22 protein-coding genes are annotated in these 15801 nt (G+C 40.7%); 12 read left to right on the top strand and 10 right to left on the bottom strand.

What is annotated here, in order from left to right; genetic code table 11:
- Nucleotides 1-21: 21 nt before the first annotated feature.
- Entirely contained in the window at nt 22-693 is a 672-nt protein-coding gene (locus EV693_RS02980) for a LexA family transcriptional regulator (RefSeq protein WP_132500906.1), read from the bottom strand.
- A 125-nt stretch (nt 694-818) separates the two neighbouring features.
- On the opposite strand from EV693_RS02980, the gene EV693_RS02975 reads away from it, so the two are divergent.
- The 5 genes from EV693_RS02975 to EV693_RS02950 all read left to right on the top strand — a co-directional run bounded on the left by EV693_RS02975 (nt 819) and on the right by EV693_RS02950 (nt 3213).
- Nucleotides 819-1031: a helix-turn-helix transcriptional regulator gene (locus tag EV693_RS02975; protein ID WP_132500905.1), complete on the top strand. Its 213-nt coding sequence runs from the start codon at nt 819-821 to the stop codon at nt 1029-1031.
- A gap of 41 nt (nt 1032-1072) precedes the next feature.
- Complete coding sequence (locus tag EV693_RS02970) at nt 1073-1318, top strand: helix-turn-helix domain-containing protein (RefSeq protein WP_243694555.1); 246 nt, start codon at nt 1073-1075, stop codon at nt 1316-1318.
- Nucleotides 1315-2031: a DNA replication protein gene (locus EV693_RS09605; protein WP_243694554.1), complete on the top strand. Its 717-nt coding sequence runs from the start codon at nt 1315-1317 to the stop codon at nt 2029-2031. The genes EV693_RS02970 and EV693_RS09605 overlap by 4 nt, the downstream gene beginning before the upstream one ends.
- Nucleotides 2028-2687: a replication protein P gene (locus EV693_RS02955; RefSeq protein ID WP_132500904.1), complete on the top strand. Its 660-nt coding sequence runs from the start codon at nt 2028-2030 to the stop codon at nt 2685-2687. Before EV693_RS09605 ends, EV693_RS02955 begins: the two co-directional genes overlap by 4 nt.
- 76 nt (nt 2688-2763) lie before the next feature.
- A complete protein-coding gene (locus EV693_RS02950; RefSeq protein ID WP_132500903.1) occupies nt 2764-3213 on the top strand; it encodes a DUF1367 family protein in 450 nt (149 codons plus the stop codon).
- A gap of 58 nt (nt 3214-3271) precedes the next feature.
- On the opposite strand, the gene EV693_RS02945 is transcribed toward EV693_RS02950, so the two are convergent.
- From EV693_RS02945 to EV693_RS09600, 3 genes are all read right to left on the bottom strand, one after another.
- The gene (locus EV693_RS02945) at nt 3272-3562 is read right to left on the bottom strand and encodes a type II toxin-antitoxin system RelE family toxin (protein ID WP_132500902.1); all 291 of its coding nucleotides are present in this window, start codon (nt 3560-3562) and stop codon (nt 3272-3274) included.
- On the bottom strand, nt 3552-3794 hold the full coding sequence (locus EV693_RS02940) for a type II toxin-antitoxin system RelB/DinJ family antitoxin (RefSeq protein ID WP_132500901.1): 243 nt from the start codon (nt 3792-3794) through the stop codon (nt 3552-3554). The genes EV693_RS02945 and EV693_RS02940 overlap by 11 nt, the downstream gene beginning before the upstream one ends.
- A 116-nt stretch (nt 3795-3910) precedes the next feature.
- Nucleotides 3911-4513 (bottom strand): BRO-N domain-containing protein, encoded by a 603-nt coding sequence (locus tag EV693_RS09600; RefSeq protein ID WP_243694553.1) that lies wholly within the window; start codon nt 4511-4513, stop codon nt 3911-3913.
- 347 nt (nt 4514-4860) lie between these two features.
- Between EV693_RS09600 and EV693_RS02930 the strand changes: the two genes are divergently transcribed.
- Nucleotides 4861-5820, top strand: a complete 960-nt coding sequence (locus tag EV693_RS02930; protein ID WP_132500900.1) for a P63C domain-containing protein — start codon at nt 4861-4863, stop codon at nt 5818-5820.
- A gap of 87 nt (nt 5821-5907) precedes the next feature.
- Here the strand turns inward: EV693_RS02930 and EV693_RS02925 are convergent, their stop codons facing one another.
- The 4 genes from EV693_RS02925 to EV693_RS02910 form a co-directional block, all read right to left on the bottom strand.
- Nucleotides 5908-6324, bottom strand: coding sequence for a type II toxin-antitoxin system HicB family antitoxin (locus EV693_RS02925; protein ID WP_132500899.1), 417 nt, complete (start codon nt 6322-6324; stop codon nt 5908-5910).
- Nucleotides 6325-6348: 24 nt separating this feature from the next.
- Complete coding sequence (locus EV693_RS02920; RefSeq protein ID WP_132500898.1) at nt 6349-6534, bottom strand: type II toxin-antitoxin system HicA family toxin; 186 nt, start codon at nt 6532-6534, stop codon at nt 6349-6351.
- 195 nt (nt 6535-6729) lie between these two features.
- The gene (locus EV693_RS02915) at nt 6730-7059 is read right to left on the bottom strand and encodes a HigA family addiction module antitoxin (protein WP_132500897.1); all 330 of its coding nucleotides are present in this window, start codon (nt 7057-7059) and stop codon (nt 6730-6732) included.
- Entirely contained in the window at nt 7053-7370 is a 318-nt protein-coding gene (locus EV693_RS02910) for a type II toxin-antitoxin system RelE/ParE family toxin (RefSeq protein WP_132500896.1), read from the bottom strand. The genes EV693_RS02915 and EV693_RS02910 overlap by 7 nt, the downstream gene beginning before the upstream one ends.
- Nucleotides 7371-7457: 87 nt before the next feature.
- Here EV693_RS02910 and EV693_RS02905 point away from each other — a divergent pair, with 87 nt between their 5' ends.
- From EV693_RS02905 to EV693_RS02880, 6 genes are all read left to right on the top strand, one after another.
- Nucleotides 7458-7748 carry a DUF1364 domain-containing protein gene (locus EV693_RS02905; RefSeq protein WP_424991505.1) on the top strand — a complete coding sequence of 97 codons (291 nt, stop codon included), beginning with the start codon at nt 7458-7460 and terminating at the stop codon, nt 7746-7748.
- Nucleotides 7745-8113: a RusA family crossover junction endodeoxyribonuclease gene (locus EV693_RS02900; RefSeq protein WP_132500895.1), complete on the top strand. Its 369-nt coding sequence runs from the start codon at nt 7745-7747 to the stop codon at nt 8111-8113. The genes EV693_RS02905 and EV693_RS02900 overlap by 4 nt, the downstream gene beginning before the upstream one ends.
- Nucleotides 8113-8574: an antiterminator Q family protein gene (locus EV693_RS02895; protein WP_132500894.1), complete on the top strand. Its 462-nt coding sequence runs from the start codon at nt 8113-8115 to the stop codon at nt 8572-8574. The genes EV693_RS02900 and EV693_RS02895 overlap by 1 nt, the downstream gene beginning before the upstream one ends.
- A 151-nt stretch (nt 8575-8725) precedes the next feature.
- Entirely contained in the window at nt 8726-8944 is a 219-nt protein-coding gene (locus EV693_RS02890; RefSeq protein ID WP_132500893.1) for an HP1 family phage holin, read from the top strand.
- Between the two features lie 435 nt (nt 8945-9379).
- Entirely contained in the window at nt 9380-11983 is a 2604-nt protein-coding gene (gene acnB, locus EV693_RS02885) for a bifunctional aconitate hydratase 2/2-methylisocitrate dehydratase (RefSeq protein ID WP_424991504.1), read from the top strand.
- A 55-nt stretch (nt 11984-12038) separates the two neighbouring features.
- The gene (locus EV693_RS02880) at nt 12039-13319 is read left to right on the top strand and encodes a citrate synthase (protein WP_132500891.1); all 1281 of its coding nucleotides are present in this window, start codon (nt 12039-12041) and stop codon (nt 13317-13319) included.
- Nucleotides 13320-13437: 118 nt separating this feature from the next.
- On the opposite strand, the gene guaA is transcribed toward EV693_RS02880, so the two are convergent.
- A complete protein-coding gene (gene guaA / locus EV693_RS02875) occupies nt 13438-15009 on the bottom strand; it encodes a glutamine-hydrolyzing GMP synthase (protein ID WP_132500890.1) in 1572 nt (523 codons plus the stop codon).
- 64 nt (nt 15010-15073) lie between these two features.
- Nucleotides 15074-15697: a DUF1919 domain-containing protein gene (locus tag EV693_RS02870; protein WP_132500889.1), complete on the bottom strand. Its 624-nt coding sequence runs from the start codon at nt 15695-15697 to the stop codon at nt 15074-15076.
- Nucleotides 15698-15801: the final 104 nt, after the last annotated feature.

The following is a 15801-nucleotide window of genomic DNA, read 5'->3' as shown; positions in this document are numbered from 1 at the left end:
ATTTTTACCTTGCGTAGGGTATCAAATGGAATGAAATTCTGTTTCTGGTATTTCCTCTAATGAAATAAACCGACTGCGTTTAACAATAGCTGCTACTGATGCGACGGTATTGACTTCATCATAATCTAGGGTAAAAGAATCGTGAGCTTTGTTAATGCTAGAAAAACGATATTCTCCATCACGGCAATAATCCATTACCTTAATCATATTCTTGCCGTTGTTTGTGCGGACAAATACTTCGTCGCCTGGGTAAATCTCTGTATTTGGCTCAATGACGACAAATTCACCACTGAGAATGCGAGGTTCCATAGAGTTGCCTTTTACTCGTAAGCAGTAGGCTTCTTTGTCTGAACTGTATATACGAACAAACCCCATTAGTTCTTCGCTTATCTCAAATTCACCATCTGCTCCCATGACCGCTTCGCCGAGTACTCGGATCAAGCCTTCTTTAGGTTTTCCTGCGAGTTCAACTTCATCTTCTAGCAAGATTAGCCCATCAGAGTTGAGCATTACACGTTCAACCCCAACAACACCTAGCATTTTAGCCACATCATCAAAATTAGGTTTTCGTTTACCTGTGAGCCAGTGTCCTATTGCTCCCTGTGTTTTATCAAGTGCTTCAGCGAGATCATCTTGTTTAAGATTCTTTTCAGCCATTTTTTCGCGTACTAATTCACTCCACTGTCTTTTCATAACTCCTCCTAATTTTAGCTTTTTCTAATTATTACGTTTTGTATTAGTTTTTCAAAATACAAAAAGTATTTACTTTTATAGAATAAAAATACATAATGTATTTTAATTTGTGATGGTAAGGAACTATGAACAAGATAATTATATTTAGAAAAAAAATAGGCTTAACTCAAACAGAATTAGCTAGTGCAATCAATATTACTCAAGGAGCTTTAGGGCATTATGAGCAACAGAGAAGAAATTCATCGCTAGCAATGGCTAGAAAATTAGTAGAAGCGTTAAATAAATTCGGAGCGAATGTCTCAATTGATGACGTGTTTCCGCCAGAAAATAAGCAATAAAAAACCACCGCAGTCACGGTGGTATTCGAAGGAGGTATGTTTTGAAAACACAGGGAAATGATAATCCAAACGCTCAAAGCAGTCAATCGCAAACCAAGCGGATTTTGCAGTATATGCTCGAAGGTGGGCGAATTACGCAAATTTCAGCGTTAGAAGGCGTGGGCAGTTTTAGGCTTTCGGCTCGAATTTATGACATTAAATCACAGGGTTATAACGTGAAAGATGAATGGATTACGTTGCCAAATGGCAAGCGTGTGAAGCAGTATTTTATTGAGGTGTCGGAATGAGTTTTAGCCAACATTTACGGCGATTAGGACAGCCTATTGCCTATTATCCACAGTTAGCGAAGCCATTAGGCGGTGTGACTGCCGCTGTTTTATTTGGACAGATTTTTTACTGGCAAGATAAAACAGAAAATCCGCTAGGTGTGTACAAAACACAAGCTGAGCTTGAGCAAGAAACGGGGTTAGGTCGTCGAGAACAGGAAACCGCACGCAAAAAATTAGTCGAGTTAGGCATTTTAATTGAAACGCACAAACGCCTAGAACATCGAATTTATTTCAAATTAGATTTAGCAAAATTTGATGCCTTGATGGAAAGCATTCGGGAAGTCGCAAATCCGCCATTCGTTAATACAAAGATTACTACAGAGAATACTAACAATACTAACCTAACGGTTAGTAACGCACGCACGAGAAAATCCGATGCGTTGGATTTACTTGAGCAGTTCGGCATTACAGGGCAATTGGCTGAAGATTTTGTAAAACATCGTAAAGCTTGTCGATCGACTATCACAAAGACTGCCCTAGATGGTTTTCAACGTGAAGCGGACAAGGCTGGGATTTCCATTCAGCAGGCGGTCTCTATTTCGATTGAGCGTGGCTGGCGTGGTTTTAAATCTAGCTGGGAGTGGGAAGATGCACAGCCGAAATCTCGACAGCGTGGAGATAACTTGTCCCAAGCGTGGAATACGCCTGAAGCGTGGGAGGGGGTGTTATGACTGCTGTTGCTTTGCAAAATAAGACCGCAAATCGACCGCTTGTGAACGAGGGGGCGGAAATGTTGGTAAATCGCATTTTCGAGCAGATGCTCGCAAGTTGTCCGAGATTGTCGTACTACACGCCTCAACAAATCTCCATCGCAAAACAGCAATGGATTATGGGATTTGTCGAAAACAACATTCGCACGGTTGAGCAAGTTCGGCAAGGAATGAAAGCCTTGCGAGCCAAAGAGGACGATTATGTGCCAAGTGTGGGGAAGTTCATTGGTTGGTGTAAGCAGATTGATTTTAAGGATTTAGGCTTACCGAACGTTGAGCAACTGCTCAAGCGGTTGAATCATTTCTCGTCTTATGGGTTTGAGGAAATCCACAAGTTTAAATTTCGGTCGAATGCGGAATACTGGCTTTTGACTGACCTCTACCAGCGAAACCGTCAGCGTGGCTGGAAAGATGACACGCTACGCAATGAAGCAGAAAAAGCGTTGAAGGCGATGGCAAAACGGATTCAGGTAGGCGAGCAAATTCCAGCACCAAATTTAACTTTACCTAAAAAATCGGAAAGTCGTCCACTACCACCAGACGTAATAGATAAGCGATTTTCAGCTCTACGGAAAACATTGGGCGTTTCAAGATGTGTGAACAATTTACTGAACTGAAATGCCCAAAATGTGATGGTCAGCTTTTCAAATGGGAAGATAATTGGGTTGGAGCCAAGTGATTTAGGGTTAAGTGATGAAAGCTCAGATGATTAAAGCGGCTGGTGGGACGTTTGTGCCATTAGATGATACAGAAGCAGAGGCGTTAAAGAAGTTTCGCAATGGCGAGCAGTATGAGATTGAAATCAAGCTATCACGCAATCCGCAGTTTCATCGCAAGGTGTTTGCTTTTTTCAAGTTCTGTTTCGACCATTGGGCGGCAGATAAAACGGAGTGGAAGTATTTCGATGAAAGGACGCAGTTTGATGTGTTTCGTAAAAATTTAACGGTGTTAGCTGGCTTTAAGGACGTGAGCTATACGATTGATGGGCGTATGCGAGTAGAGGCGAAATCCTTGGCTTACGGCAATATGGAGCAAGACGAGTTCGAACGATGCTATCAGGCATTGATTACCGCTGCCATTCAGCACATTTTCAAGGGGTGCGACAGCCAAACAGAAGCTCAGTTGTATGCGTTTTTTTGGTAGTAACGAGTGTAGTAGGTAGTAAGGCATAAAAAAATAACCGCCCTTGTGGGCGGTTGGGTTAGTGAGCAAGCCGATGTTTGGCGGTTTCGTAGGCTTCTGAACGTTCTCGCTTGCCAATGGCTACCACAACGACAGTGACTTGTTGATTTTGCACTTGGTAGATGAGGCGGTACCCTGCAGAGCGGAGTTTGATTTTGTAACCATTAGGGATTTCTCGCAATTTGTTTGCAGGGATTTCTGGATTTTCCAAGACTTTAGCGAGCTTTTTCTTAAACTGTTCTCGTATGCTGTGATTGAGTTTTTGCCACTCTTTCAACGCTTGCGTTTCGAAGACGAGTTTATAGGTCATCTAAGGTTACCTCAACAAAGCCTTGAGGGTTGGCGAGACGTTGGCGAGCAATGCGAATTAGCTCATCTTCTTCATCGGTAATGACCGCTTGCTTAATCGGCAGACTGTGATTATCGGTGATGTATTGGAAATAAAGGCGGATTGCCTCACTTGGCGAGATGTTAAGATCTGCCAAAACCGCATAGGCTTGTTGTTTTAGGTTGTCGTCTAAGCGGACGTTTAAGGTTGCCATTCGTATTCTCCTTGAGTGGTTAAATTTGTGGCGATTGTAATGCAAAATGTAATGCAAAGCAATAAACTGGAAAGAAAAAACCGCCCTTGTGGGCGGTTGGTTAGGTTTGTTATCCATTAGAAACGGCGCAGGTGTTTACGTGCGGTTTCTTCGGCATCATCAATCGCAAACTGCATTTCTTTAACTAGCTCGTAATTTAATGTGAGCCTATTTCGTGGCATTAGCGTTAAGTCGAAGGTGTCGAGTATGCGGATTTGTTTTTGCATTAGTTCTTCGCAAGTGTCGCTTGCGGTGCGTGCTAGATGTAGCAAGTGGTGAAAGACATTCACGTCTACTGACATTGTGTCTTTGGTTGGTTTAGCAAGCGGTAAGTTTGGTTGATGATTTTGCGAATACTGCCCAGTTTGGCGGATTTGCGGTAATACTTCTTCAAATACCCAGTTTTGGAATGTTTTGGCGATTTCTTTTTCGCTACGGAAAATAATTCGGTAGAGATTTGGCTCATTGATAAATGCCGTTCTGCGTTGTTTGTCGTCTTTTGCCAAAACGTACGCCAAGCGTACACCTTGCGGATCTAACATTTCACGCTGTACTCGACGTGAATTTTGGATCTCAAAAATGTTGCAAACATCAATCAAGCAAAAATGCGGTTGATTGTTGAAAAGCTCTACACGAACAGGTAATGATTTGAAATTGAATGTTGAGATTTGAGTTGTCATTTTTGTTTTCCTTTTCGATGGGATTGGTGGTTAGGTGGTTCGAAAAACAGGTAATGACGACCTGCCGTGTGGTATTGGATATTTCCACACCCACCTAACCATAGATTGAAATAAATATATTTTTGACCAAAACTGCAACTCGAATAATGGTAACAACGAAGAGCAAGTAATAGGTACAAAAAAATCACGCTGACGTGGTGAAGAACGGTCATTATAAACTGGGAGTTTTCGACGCTCCGTGTGAAATATCCTACGCCGTTTTTTAGTCGTTGTCAAATAAAACTTGAAATGCTATTTATTTAGCATTATGCTATATTTTAAGTTTAAATTAGCAAGAGGGCGTTTTTATGACAACAAAAAAATTAACACCAGAATTATGCAAAGCACGAGCCGAGAAAGCCGCTCAAACTCGTTGGGAACACAAAAAAATGCTAGATGAGCTACCGCTAGCAATACATGAAGGTATTTTGACGATTGGCGATATGCTACTTGATGTTGCTGTATTGGAAGATGATAAGCGGGTTATTTCTACCGCTTCTGTTTTCCAAGCATTAGATCGTCCTAAGCGAGGTTCTCGAGGTGCATCCATTACTGAAAATGAAGAGGTGATCAACTTACCTGCTTTTATGGATGCAAATAACTTAAAACCCTTTATAAATCAAGATGTTATTGATGTGATCAAAAGGGTCAAATTTAAGACTAAAGACGGGCAGATTAAGGAGGGATATGATGCAACTATTTTACCGATTGTTTGTGATGTTTATTTAAAAGCACGTGAAGAAAATGCTTTAACCAAAATTCAGCAAGACACCGCTAAAAAAGCAGAAATTTTAGTACGTTCGTTGGCGAAAGTCGGGATTGTTGCTCTTGTTGATGAAGCAACAGGTTATCAAGATGCTCGTGCAAAAGATGCATTAGCGAAAATTTTTGAAGCTTTTGTCGCAAAAGAATTGCAGCCGTGGGTAAAAACTTTTCCTTTGGATTATTACAAAGAATTATGCCGTTTGTATGGTGTGCAATTTCCGCCAAAAATAGGAACGCAATTTCCACAATTCTTTGGACATGTTACAAACAATGCGATTTATGAGCGTTTAGCACCCGAGTTACTGCCTGAATTGAAGAAAATGGCGAATAAGCAAGCAAGGAAAGTTAAGTTACACCAATTCTTAAGTGAGGATATTGGGCATCCAAAATTGCGAGAACATTTGTCATCCGTTATTACGATTTTAAAACTGTCAAAAGATAGGGAAAATTTTTATGAGATGTTAGATAAAATTCATCCAAAACTGACACTGGTTAGTGAATAATATCTGGCTTATCTAAATTCCTTTCAAATTTTCCTTTCTTTTGTAGCCCTACGCCTAACAAGTGAAGCTGTCAAGCGTAGGGGGAGGTTAAGCCACCGCTAAGATTTTATCCGCTGCGATTTGGGCTAAAAAGCTACTGCGGTTTTTGTACTCTTTATGCGTGGCGACGAAGTCATCAATGCGTTTGAGCAAATGCGATGGCATTGTGATATTAATGCGTTCTGCTTTGCCGAGTAAGTGTGTGATGTCCACGTCCACAAAACCGAAGAAGAAATCATATTCGGTAAAGTCAGGGTTGTTGCGGTGGTTGTCGATTGAAGTAGGCAATGGTACTTCTTCGCCCATTTCTACTAATAATTCAAGATGACCAACGATAGCTTCTTTCGCATTTTTATAGGCTTCATCTAGTGTGTCGCCAGCAGAAAAACAGCCTGGAATATCTGGTACAACTACGCCAAATGCGTGAGTGTCATCGCCCGGTTCGATTGCGAGTGGGTATAACATTTTTATGCTCCTGTTATAGCAGGGCTATTTCAGCCCTGCTTGTTTAAGTATTGAATGTTCCGTTCCTTTTTTTAAGTCCTTGTTAGGGTGCTGTACGGTAACAATGCCTTTTTTGGTTGGGTGAGTAAAGTGGTGGTGGCTTCCTGTTGCGTGGTGGAAGACCCAGCCGTCTTTCTCAATAAGTTTAATTATTTGTCTGCTACTGGCCACATTTATCTGCCCTCGTGGTTGCTTATATATGTGTAGTATAAGTATAAAAACTGTAGTTGTCAATGGTTTTATGTGTAAGGTGTGTAATTTGTTTTTATGGAGGAACAGTGAAAAACTGGGATAACGAGGCTTTCTGTGTTGGGGTTGAAGTTTTTGGGGTAAAACTACGCTTGATCGATTCAAGCGTAGGGGGGATTACATCGCAAAAGCAGGCGTAGGTTGGCATTGATTGGCTACTCGTACGTTCGCTAAGGTTTGCTGAAAACGTTTGTTGTGGTTGAGTTCCCATAAATCCACGCTGTGTTGGAGGTTGAGCCAAAATTCAGGTGTTGTGCCAAAGGCTTTTGAGAGTTTTACCGCCATTTCTAGGCTAATGCGTGTGTTGTTATTGATGAGGCTGCTAGCAGTGTTGCGGTGTACGTCAAGAATTTGGGCAAGATCACCAATTTTAAGATTAAGTGGTTCTAAAAATTCTTCTAAAAGAATTTCGCCAACAGGTGTTGGTTTACGTTGCATATTTAACATAGTGACTCCTTATAGGGTGTATGTGGATCTAAATACAAGTTTGAGAGTTCGCCATTTTCAAAGGTAAAAATTAGGCGGTATTGCTTGTTTACTCGAATTGAGTAGCGGTTGTTTTCTTTCGGTTCGAGCAATTCAAGGCGGTTCGCTGGCGGTACTCGTAGGTCGTTTAAGTTTTTAGCCGCACTGATCATATCGAGCTTACGAGCAAGTACGCCAGTCAAGTTTGACGGTATTTTGCTGTGAGCTGTACCGTTGATGAAAAACTGGTAAAGGTAATCATCTCGAAAGTGTGCGGCGGTTAGGTTAAACATCGGGTTTCCTTGTTATGTCGTAATGAGGATATTTTATCAGAAACAAATGCACAGTGCAATTATGCAAATAATAAAATGAGAGGGGTGATGATGGTAAATCTGCGTAAGGAAGCAAAAGGGCGAGAATGTCAAGTGCGAGTGGTAGGCGTCTGCAATCATAATCCTGAAACGGTGGTACTGGCTCATTATCGTCTGGCTGGGCTAAATGGCGTGGGAATGAAGCCTGATGATTTGTTTGGGGCGTTCTGTTGTAGTAGTTGCCACGATGCGATTGATGGACGAATGAAAGTGGACTATGACCGTGAGCAGTTGAGGCTGTTTCATTCTGAAGGGGTATTTCGTACACAAGCGATTTTACAACGAGAAGGAAAACGATGACCGATATTGCGAATGAAATCACGATTGATTTGCCTTATCCGCCGACAGTGAATACTTATTGGCGGCATACTAAACAAGGTAGGCATTACATTACGGAGAAAGGCAAGATGTATCAAAGCAAGGTGTTTGTTGCTTGTTTAGGCTATTTGAAGTTTGAAAAGCCAGTGTCTATTTCTGTCAAGGTATGGTTGCCTGACAATCGTAAACGAGATTTGGATAATCTGTGGAAGGTGTTGTTAGATAGTTTGGTCAATGCTCAAATCTTGCCTGATGATTGTTGGCAATGTGTGCCTAAGCAGTCGATTGAGGCTGTGGGTATAGAGAAAGGTGGAAGAGTGGTAGTCAGGATAAGGGAGTTGAGTTAATGACAGATAAATTACTGAAAGAACCGAAGCAAGAATGGATTGAGAATCTTCTGAACCTTTGGGGAGCTTGGGTATTTAGTGGCTTAGATTTTAACCGCCGTATGAATATGATTGCCAAGTTGATGATGTCTGCCGACCCAGCTCGTATTACTGTGCCAGAGCGTGAGATGTGCGATGATGATTTAGGCTTGGTAATTAGTTCGGTTGTAGGTTACTGCATTAAAAATCCTTGCCCACAGGATTTTAAATACCTCGAAGCCAAATATGTGTATGGATTGTCGGTTTATGCGATTGCGAAGTATCAGTGGGAAAAAGACAAGTCTATTTCTCGGAATGGTTGGTATAAGCGGATAAGTGAAAGTATCAAATCGTCTGAATGGGTAATTGCTAAATTTCTCGATCTTGCGATTAAAAATCATAAAAATGCCGATAAGTTAAAGAAATTTGCTTTTAACGTGTAAAAAGGCATTGAATTTGGTGGTGGTTTCATATAGTATATCAGCGATGGTGGTCGTCGTATAACTGATGTTCACCAAGTAAATTTTATAGCCCTGATTGGTTTTGCCAGTCGGGGTTTTTTATTGCCTGAAAATCAAGGAGGGGAACGATGCAATGAAAGATACGTTTAAAGATATTCCGTTAGGTTCGCAAGTCTACGGCTGGATAACTTCTATTGTTGGTGTGCTGACTTTACACGAATGGGCGGTGATTATTGGTATTGTGGTTACGGTCTGTGGCTATGTTCGAGAATCTCGCTTTAAAAAGCGAATGACTGAGCTTGAGGAAATCAAAGCTGGAGTGCGAGATAAAAAAGGGAAATTGTTAGAATGAGAGTAGTTAAACACAAGAAGAAGATTATTGTCTGCAGTGTTTCGATTATCATCGGATTGACATTAGCTCATTATAGCGATGAATTCCGTACTAGCAAAAAAGGACTTGAGGTAATAGGCAATGCTGAAGGGTGGTGAAGCGTTCTACTTTTTTCGTTATTTAAACCAAGGCAACTACACGCAAGCCTATCTTGTTGCATGTAAGCAGAGCAAATTTACAGGAGCTATTTTCGGGACTAAGAGAGAACAGAATTAAATGAGAGAGTAAGGGCGTATGTAATCATAATTACAAATGAAATAGATAATGTTAATTTTTGTATATATTTTTGTTTTTAATGTTAAATATTTTTTAATTTTGTTATTTGTTGTTTTCATTTTGTTTGTTATGATGAAGCTAGTTTTAGCGGTATCTACTTTTATATTGGAGTGACAAATTATGTCTTTTTTAGCTGATTATCGTACTCAGGTTAAGGAACGTGCAGAGCAGGGCGTTGTTCCTTTGCCGTTGAATGCAGAGCAGACGGCACACTTGGTAGAATTATTGAAGAAACCTATTGTTGGTGAAGAGGCATTTTTAGTTGAGTTGTTTGAAAATAGAGTGCCAGCAGGCGTTGATGAAGCGGCTTATGTTAAAGCTTCTTTCTTGGCTGCTCTGATAAAAGGAGAGGTTAGTTCACCTTTGATTTCGCCTCAACAAGCTATTCATTTATTAGGCACAATGCAAGGGGGATACAATATTGAACCTCTATTGGACGCACTTGATAATGAACAGCTTGCTCCACTTGCCGTTAAAGCACTTTCTAAGACATTACTTATGTTTGATAATTTTCACGATGTGGTTGAAAAGGCTGAAAAAGGGAATGCATTTGCACAGCAAATCCTGCACTCTTGGGCAGAGGCAGAATGGTTTTTATCTCGCCCTAAATTGGCGGAAAAGATTACCTTGACGGTATTTAAAGTTACGGGTGAAACCAATACCGATGATTTGTCTCCTGCTCAAGATGCGTGGTCTCGCCCTGATATTCCATTACATGCTTTGGCAATGTTGAAAAATGAGCGAGAGGGGATTGAGCCTGATGAGGCTGGCACAATTGGTCCGATGAAGCAAATTGCAAAATTAAAAGAGAAAGGGTTTCCACTCGTCTATGTTGGCGATGTTGTAGGAACGGGGTCTTCTCGAAAATCGGCGACTAACTCGGTATTGTGGTTGATGGGTGAGGATATTCCTTATATTCCGAATAAACGTGCAGGCGGTGTCGTATTAGGTGGAAAAATTGCCCCAATTTTTTTTAATACGATGGAAGATGCTGGGTCTTTACCGATAGAGGTTGATGTGAGTCGCTTGAATATGGGCGATGTGATTGATCTTTATCCTTATGAAGGCAAGATTTGTGATCATACTAGCGGTGAGATTTTAGCAAAATTTTGCTTAAAAACAGAAGTGTTACTTGACGAAGTGCGTGCTGGGGGGCGAATTCCACTTATTATTGGACGTGGCTTAACTCACAAGGCTCGTTTAGCATTAGGATTGCCAGAAAGTGATGTTTTTGTGAAGCCACAATCTGTTTCTAATGGTAATAAAGGCTATACTTTGGCACAAAAAATGGTTGGACGTGCGTGTGGCGTTGAAGGTATTCGAGCAGGACAATATTGCGAACCTAGAATGACGAGTGTGGGATCGCAAGATACGACAGGACCAATGACTCGAGATGAATTAAAGGATTTAGCTTGTTTAGGTTTCTCAGCGGATCTTGTGATGCAATCATTTTGCCACACTGCAGCTTATCCTAAACCCGTTGATTTAGTCACCCACCATACTTTACCTGACTTTATTATGAACCGTGGCGGTGTGTCGCTCCGTCCTGGTGATGGCGTTATTCACTCTTGGTTAAACCGTATGTTACTACCTGATACGGTAGGAACTGGTGGCGATTCACACACTCGTTTTCCGATAGGTATTTCATTTCCAGCAGGCTCTGGTCTAGTCGCATTTGCTGCAGCAACAGGGGTTATGCCATTAGATATGCCAGAATCTGTATTGGTGCGTTTTAAAGGTGAATTGCAAGCTGGCATTACGTTACGAGATTTGGTTCACGCTATTCCTTATTATGCGATTAAACAAGGTTTATTAACGGTAGAAAAAGCAGGTAAGAAAAATATTTTTTCAGGCAAAATTCTTGAGATTGAGGGGCTAGAACATTTAAAAGTTGAACAAGCGTTTGAATTATCTGATGCTTCAGCAGAACGTTCTGCGGCGGCTTGTACGATTAAATTGGACAAAGCACCTATTATTGAATATCTCAATTCGAATATCGTGTTATTAAAATGGATGATAGCTGAGGGATATGGTGATGTGCGTACGTTGGAACGACGTATACGAGCAATGGAAGAGTGGATTGCTAATCCTGAACTGTTTGAGGCTGATTCCAACGCAGAGTATGCAGCAATTATTGAGATCGATTTGAATGAGATTAAAGAACCGATTGTTTGTGCTCCAAATGATCCTGATGATGCACGGAAATTATCGGAGGTGCAAGGTGATAAGGTCGATGAGGTGTTTATTGGTTCTTGTATGACCAATATTGGGCATTTCCGAGCAGCAGGTAAATTATTGAATCAACATCAAGGTGAAATTCCTACTCGTTTGTGGGTTGTTCCGCCAACAAAAATGGACGCTTCATTATTGAATGAAGAAGGTTACTACAACATTTATGATAAAAGTGGAGCAAGGATTGAAGTACCAGGTTGTTCACTTTGTATGGGGAATCAGGCTCGAGTAGAAGATGGGGCAACGGTTGTTTCTACTTCTACAAGAAATTTTCCTAACCGTATGGGGAAAGGGGCATTTGTCTATTTAGCGTCAGCAGAGCTTGCCTCTGTGTGTGCTTTATTAGGACGAATTCCAAACCCAGAGGAATATTTATCCTATGTGAATCGCTTAGAAAATGACAAAGAAGATACTTATCGCTATATGAATTTTAATGAAATCAATAGCTATATGAAAAAAGCAGAAAATATTATTTTCCAGACCGCTGTGTAAGACTGTATGACGGAACGTTATTTCAGTGAATTAAACTAACCAAGAGGGAATTGTTATGCCAAAACTCCACCCAACATTAACTGCTGAATTACATTTAAGTGATGGACGTAAATTTCAACTTCCTGTATATCAAAGCAATTTAGGCTATGATGCAATTGATGTTGAGCAATTGCAAAGAGAAAAATTATTTACCTATGACCAAGGACTGACCTCAACCGCATTGTGTGAATCTAGTATCACATACATTGACGGCGAGGAGGGTATTTTGCTTCACCGAGGGTATCCAATTGATGAGTTGGCATTGAATAAATCTTATCTTGATGTGGCTTATCTTCTTTTGAATGGTGAATTGCCTACGCAAGAAGAATTTTCTGATTTTAAGAAGGAAATTAGCTCTCACTATATGGTTAATGAGCAATTCACTCGTCTATTCCAAGGTTTCAGACGAGATTCTCACCCAATGGCTGTAATGTGTGCAGCGAGTAGTGCATTGGCAGCCTTTTATAATGAAATGGTCGATTCTGGTAATCGAGAATCACGTGACAAAACAGCTATCCGATTACTTGCCAAAATGCCAACATTGGCTGCAATGTGTTATAAATACAGCATTGGTCGCCCATTTATGTATCCTCAATATCACTTATCTTATGCAGGCAATTTTTTATATATGATGTTTGCGACACCTTGCGAACCATACGTTGTCAATCCTGTTGTTGAACGTGCGATAGATAGAATTTTCACTCTCCACGCCGATCACGAACAAAATGCCTCCACGTCCTCTGTTCGCAGTGTCGCTTCTTCAGGACCAAATCCATTTGCTTGTATTTCCGCAGGCATTGCTTCTCTATGGGGACCTGCTCACGGTGGAGCAAATGAAGCCTGTATCAGAATGTTAGAAGAAATTGGAACTGTTGATCGTATTCCAGAATTTATTGCTCGAGCGAAAGATAAAAATGATCCTTTCCGATTAATGGGATTTGGACATCGAGTATATAAAAACTATGATCCTAGGGCAAAAGTAATGAGAGAAACTTGCCACGAAGTGTTAAAGGAGTTGGGCGTAAATACACCGTTGTTAGAAGTTGCAATGGAGCTAGAGCAGATAGCACTCAATGATCCCTATTTTATTGAACGTAAACTGTACCCAAATGTTGATTTTTACTCAGGCATTATTTTACAAGCAATTGGTATTCCAACATCAATGTTTACCGTTATTTTCGCCTTAGCTCGAACAGTAGGGTGGATAGCAAATTGGAAAGAAATGTATGAAAGCAGCCTAAAAATTGTTCGTCCAAGACAAATCTATATTGGAGAACTTGAACGGCATATTAAGTAATAGAAAAGATATATTTCAGTGTATTTGAAAGAGTTATGAATTGTTTCATAACTCTTTTATTTTTATTTAGCCCTTATATGATGCACAACTACAATGATGAAAGAGCTAATTTATTTCTTTACTCCCACTCAATTGTGGCTGGCGGCTTGCCTGAAATGTCGTATACCACTCGAGAGATACCATTTACTTCATTGATGATACGATTGGATACTTTACCGAGTAAATCGTAAGGGAGTTCTGCCCAGTGTGCGGTCATAAAATCAATTGTTTGTACGGCACGGAGTGAGACAACCCAGTCATATTTTCGACCATCGCCCATTACACCAACCGATTTTACGGGTAGGAAAACCGTGAATGCCTGACTGGTTTTCTCATACCAACCTGACCTGTGTAATTCTTCGATAAAGATAGCATCTGCTTTGCGGAGTAAATCGCAGTATTCTTTTTTGATTTCGCCTAACACACGCACGCCTAAGCCAGGACCAGGAAATGGGTGGCGATTGAGCATTTGTGCAGGCAAGCCTAACGCCAAGCCAATTTTACGCACTTCGTCTTTGAATAGTTCACGTAACGGTTCAACCAAGCCTAATTTCATATAATCTGGCAGACCGCCTACGTTGTGGTGAGACTTGATAACGTGGGCTTTGCCTGTTTTGCTGGCGGCGGATTCGATCACGTCTGGGTAAATTGTACCTTGTGCTAACCATTTTACTGAGGTGAGTTTTTTGGATTCGTCATCAAATACGTCCACGAAGACTTTACCGATGGTTTTGCGTTTCGCTTCTGGCTCATCAATACCTTTGAGTGCATCTAGGAAACGATCTTCTGCATTCACACGAATGATGTTCAGCCCAAATTTATCGCCAAACATTTCCATGACTTGATCGCCTTCGTTTAGACGAAGTAAGCCGTTGTCTACGAATACGCAGTGTAAGTTTTTGCCGATAGCTCGGTGTAACAACAATGCAGTGACTGATGAATCTACACCACCAGATAAGCCTAAAATGACTTCATTATCGCCCACTTGTGCTTTGATGCGAGCGACAGCGTCTTCGATAATATTTTCGGCTGTCCATTTGCATTCACAACCACAAATATCTACCACAAAGTTGGTTAATAATGCCAAACCGCTTTTGGTGTGGGTAACTTCTGGGTGGAATTGCACGCCATAGAAACGACGGCTTTCGTCTGACATTGCGGCAATCGGACAAGTTGGCGTGACGCCTGTGATTTGGAAACCTTGTGGCAAATGAGTGACTTTGTCGCCGTGGCTCATCCAAACGTCTAATTTAGGCTGACTAGCGGTCAAATCATCGTTAAGTTTTGAAAATAAGGCGTCCGTTGCTTTTAAATCAACTGAAGCATAACCAAACTCACGCTGTTCAGAACTTTCAGCTAATCCGCCTAATTGCATTGCCATCGTTTGCATTCCGTAGCAAATACCAAGCACTGGCACGCCAGCGTTGAATACATATTCAGGGGCTCGTGGGCTGCCTTCTTCAGTGGTGCTTTCAGGGCTACCTGATAGAATAATTCCCGTTGGGTTAAATTCACGGATTTGCTCTTCCGTTACGTCCCACGCCCAAAGTTCACAGTAAACTCCAATTTCACGCACACGGCGTGCGATAAGTTGCGTATATTGTGAACCAAAGTCCAAAATTAAAATTTTATGATCGTGAATGTTGTTCATTTTATTTCTCTTTAAGTAAAAATTAGTATGATTTTAGGCTGTATTATTTATTAATTTTTAAAAATTAATCCATTTGATTAAACCAGCGAACATAGTCGAATTTATCGTAATGGCGTTTGCCTGTTAATCCAACGTATTCGTATAAATCACCAAGTTGGTTTTTATCTTCAAAGCCTGAAATATGCACTGCACTTTTAAGCTCGGGGTAGACTTTGTAGGTGAAGACCACTTTGTTTGAGAATGCTAAGTTGTCAAATTCGACAAGATCTTGGTAAGTACAGCCATCACGCTCGCTCATTATAATAAAGAGCTGCTCTAAATTCATTCTAGCGGTGCGTTCTTGCCATTTTTTTGCAGCCTCTTGTTCGCTGTGATAGTGCATAAAATGAATAGTTAAATTCGCTAAATTAGCAACAGGATATGGTTTCCCCGTTTGAATAAACGTTAATGCTTGTTGTTGATAAAATTCGATATTTTTTAGATAACGAATGAAATCTTTTGGTGTTAAATATAAATTCACGAAGGGCGAATTAAAACGGACATTTAAATCGTGCAAAATAAATGCACCTGTGCAATTGCTCGAGAGCAACGTTAAATTACGGTTAAGTAATTTTTCTTGGCTTCTTCGATTGTGCAAAATCCGAATAGCTCGGTTGAATTTGTTGGTAATTCTTGTTAAGAATTGCATAGGTTAATTTATTTTAATTAGCAAAAGAGCGGTCAATTTTACAAAATTTTTGCTGCATTTGACCGCTTGTGAACGGATAATTTCGTTCAAACTAGTCCATACAC

The sequence above is a fragment of the Nicoletella semolina genome (assembly GCF_004345745.1).
Lineage (GTDB): Bacteria > Pseudomonadota > Gammaproteobacteria > Enterobacterales > Pasteurellaceae > Nicoletella > Nicoletella semolina.
This window is presented reverse-complemented; position numbering and strand designations above follow the sequence as displayed.

Excerpts from the sequence above, each read along its gene's own strand:
- EV693_RS09600 (WP_243694553.1), bottom strand. The coding sequence starts at position 4,513 with ATGACAACTCAAATCTCAACATTCAATTTCAAATCATTACCTGTTCGT.
- EV693_RS02910 (WP_132500896.1), bottom strand. The coding sequence starts at position 7,370 with ATGTTTAACCTAACCGCCGCACACTTTCGAGATGATTACCTTTACCAG.
- EV693_RS02895 (WP_132500894.1), top strand. The coding sequence starts at position 8,113 with ATGACAGATAAATTACTGAAAGAACCGAAGCAAGAATGGATTGAGAAT.
- EV693_RS02925 (WP_132500899.1), bottom strand. The coding sequence starts at position 6,324 with ATGTTATACCCACTCGCAATCGAACCGGGCGATGACACTCACGCATTT.
- EV693_RS09605 (WP_243694554.1), top strand. The coding sequence starts at position 1,315 with ATGAGTTTTAGCCAACATTTACGGCGATTAGGACAGCCTATTGCCTAT.
- EV693_RS02880 (WP_132500891.1), top strand. The coding sequence starts at position 12,039 with ATGCCAAAACTCCACCCAACATTAACTGCTGAATTACATTTAAGTGAT.
- EV693_RS02945 (WP_132500902.1), bottom strand. The coding sequence starts at position 3,562 with ATGACCTATAAACTCGTCTTCGAAACGCAAGCGTTGAAAGAGTGGCAA.
- EV693_RS02915 (WP_132500897.1), bottom strand. The coding sequence starts at position 7,059 with ATGTTAAATATGCAACGTAAACCAACACCTGTTGGCGAAATTCTTTTA.
- EV693_RS02940 (WP_132500901.1), bottom strand. The coding sequence starts at position 3,794 with ATGGCAACCTTAAACGTCCGCTTAGACGACAACCTAAAACAACAAGCC.
- EV693_RS02905 (WP_424991505.1), top strand. The coding sequence starts at position 7,458 with ATGATGGTAAATCTGCGTAAGGAAGCAAAAGGGCGAGAATGTCAAGTG.
- EV693_RS02930 (WP_132500900.1), top strand. The coding sequence starts at position 4,861 with ATGACAACAAAAAAATTAACACCAGAATTATGCAAAGCACGAGCCGAG.
- EV693_RS02955 (WP_132500904.1), top strand. The coding sequence starts at position 2,028 with ATGACTGCTGTTGCTTTGCAAAATAAGACCGCAAATCGACCGCTTGTG.
- EV693_RS02950 (WP_132500903.1), top strand. The coding sequence starts at position 2,764 with ATGAAAGCTCAGATGATTAAAGCGGCTGGTGGGACGTTTGTGCCATTA.
- guaA (WP_132500890.1), bottom strand. The coding sequence starts at position 15,009 with ATGAACAACATTCACGATCATAAAATTTTAATTTTGGACTTTGGTTCA.
- acnB (WP_424991504.1), top strand. The coding sequence starts at position 9,380 with ATGTCTTTTTTAGCTGATTATCGTACTCAGGTTAAGGAACGTGCAGAG.
- EV693_RS02975 (WP_132500905.1), top strand. The coding sequence starts at position 819 with ATGAACAAGATAATTATATTTAGAAAAAAAATAGGCTTAACTCAAACA.
- EV693_RS02980 (WP_132500906.1), bottom strand. The coding sequence starts at position 693 with ATGAAAAGACAGTGGAGTGAATTAGTACGCGAAAAAATGGCTGAAAAG.
- EV693_RS02890 (WP_132500893.1), top strand. The coding sequence starts at position 8,726 with ATGAAAGATACGTTTAAAGATATTCCGTTAGGTTCGCAAGTCTACGGC.
- EV693_RS02870 (WP_132500889.1), bottom strand. The coding sequence starts at position 15,697 with ATGCAATTCTTAACAAGAATTACCAACAAATTCAACCGAGCTATTCGG.
- EV693_RS02900 (WP_132500895.1), top strand. The coding sequence starts at position 7,745 with ATGACCGATATTGCGAATGAAATCACGATTGATTTGCCTTATCCGCCG.